The following is a 1,776-nucleotide window of genomic DNA, read 5'->3' on the forward strand; positions in this document are numbered from 1 at the left end:
GCTGTATTAGGAGCTAAAATCGAAGGTGATGGGGTGGTTAAATCTAAAACAATTCTGTTCTTGGGTAAAACAGAGATTGCGGCAATTGCAGATATTTTAGTTAAAAATTGGTCAGCGATTGAACCTAATATTCAAGCAAAAGATCCCAGTTTACCGACGAAAGATCCCAATATTCCAAAACTTATTGAAAAGGCTTTAACCGATACTGGTAAGCCTGGTGATGTGGCACTGTTTGGGAGAATGATGGCTTCATTACCTACCGTTAACGTAGATGCTTCGGTGCAAATGGCACATGCAATTAGTGTAAATACCTTGCAACAAGAATTTGATTTCTTCACAGCTGTAGATGATCTAGGTGGGCGCGAAGAAGATGAGCAAGGAGCTGATCATTTAGGTGAGACAGGCTATAACAGTTCGACTTATTATCGTTATACCAATGTCGATATCGAACAATTAACCAAAAATCTTGGTTCGTCAGAATCAGTTCAAAGTGTAGTTAAAGAATTTGCCCAGGCTTTTGTTCAAGCTATTCCTAGCGGACACCAAAATAGTTTTGCCGCTCATACGCCACCAGCTTTAGTTATGATCGTCGTTCGCCAAGGGCAGCCGATTTCGTTAGTTGATGCCTTTGAAGAACCCGTGCGTCCGAGTGGTGCTAAAGGGTTGCTTGATACTGCTGTCGCCGCTATGGATACTCACTGGGCAGATCTGACTAAAATGTATGGCAATAAAACTGAATATGTTGGTGTCGTCACGAGATCAAAATTAGCCGCAGGTTTAACCAATCTCAAAAGTGAAGAGAAAAACTCGGTCGAAGAGTTGCTAACCGCTGCCTTAGCCAAAGCATTCCCTGGAGCCTAGTTACTATGACAACTTTATTAATGCGAATGCGGGCACCGATGATGAGCTGGGGCGACCATAGCCGTTTCACCATCCGTGATACGCGGCGAGAACCAACTAAATCGGCAGTAATTGGGCTGCTCTGTGCTGCCCTTGGTCGTCCGCGCTGGGAACCAGTTGATGATCTCGCTGCTCTCAAAATGGGGGTGCGAGTCGATCGCGAGGGCATAATGCTGTGTGACTATCACACTGTGATGGATAGTATTAAATCCAGTGGTGCCAAAGGCGATACAGTATTGAGCGATCGCTATTACATGGCTGATGCTGACTATTTGGTGGGATTAGAGGGCGATCGATCTATCCTCGAAACCCTCAATGCTGCGTTACTATCTCCCTGCTGGCAGCTTTACTTTGGGCGCAAAAGCTTTATTCCTAGTTGTCCTGTTCAACGGGGCATCAGCGAATTAGAGCTAGTTAACGCCCTTGCAGATTTCCAAAATCATCCGACTCGTTGGCAACAACTCTATTTAAAAAAAGGTACTCACCAACCAAAAAAGGAGTTGCTGCGCTGCATCTTGGAGGTTGAAGATAGCTTGGATACACGACGAGATGTGCCGCTAAATTGGCAAAAACGGTTGTTTGGTAGTCGATGTGTAACAACTCAATATCTGGAGGTGGTGTGAATGTATCTTTCTAAAATAATTTTGAACGATCGAGAGCGCAAGGTACGTCACGATCTCAGTAATATTCACAACTTGCACCGCAGTATCATGCAGGCTTTCCCTGATATAGAACCTCTTCCCGAAGAGGAGCAAAGACGGGTACGGGCAGATTGGCAGATATTATTTCGGCTCGAACCTGATAGTAATATCCTATTAGTACAGTCTGAATTAGAACCAAATTGGGATAAATTGCCGCTAACTTATTTTAGTCAGC

General features: G+C 44.4%; 3 protein-coding genes. All 3 read left to right on the top strand.

Features of this window, described 5'->3' with window-relative positions:
* A partial coding sequence (cas7e, locus tag RMO27_RS04380; protein ID WP_309729501.1) for a type I-E CRISPR-associated protein Cas7/Cse4/CasC occupies positions 1–861 on the top strand: 861 nt, incomplete at its 5' end.
* 5 nt (positions 862–866) lie between these two features.
* Positions 867–1,523 carry a type I-E CRISPR-associated protein Cas5/CasD gene (gene cas5e, locus RMO27_RS04385; RefSeq protein WP_309729504.1) on the top strand — a complete coding sequence of 219 codons (657 nt, stop codon included), beginning with the start codon at positions 867–869 and terminating at the stop codon, positions 1,521–1,523.
* Positions 1,524–1,776: type I-E CRISPR-associated protein Cas6/Cse3/CasE (locus RMO27_RS04390; protein WP_309729507.1), on the top strand; the 253-nt coding region annotated here is incomplete at its 3' end.

The sequence above is a fragment of the Chamaesiphon sp. OTE_75_metabat_556 genome (assembly GCF_031378165.1).
In the GTDB taxonomy this organism is placed as follows: Bacteria; Cyanobacteriota; Cyanobacteriia; order Cyanobacteriales; family Chamaesiphonaceae; genus Chamaesiphon.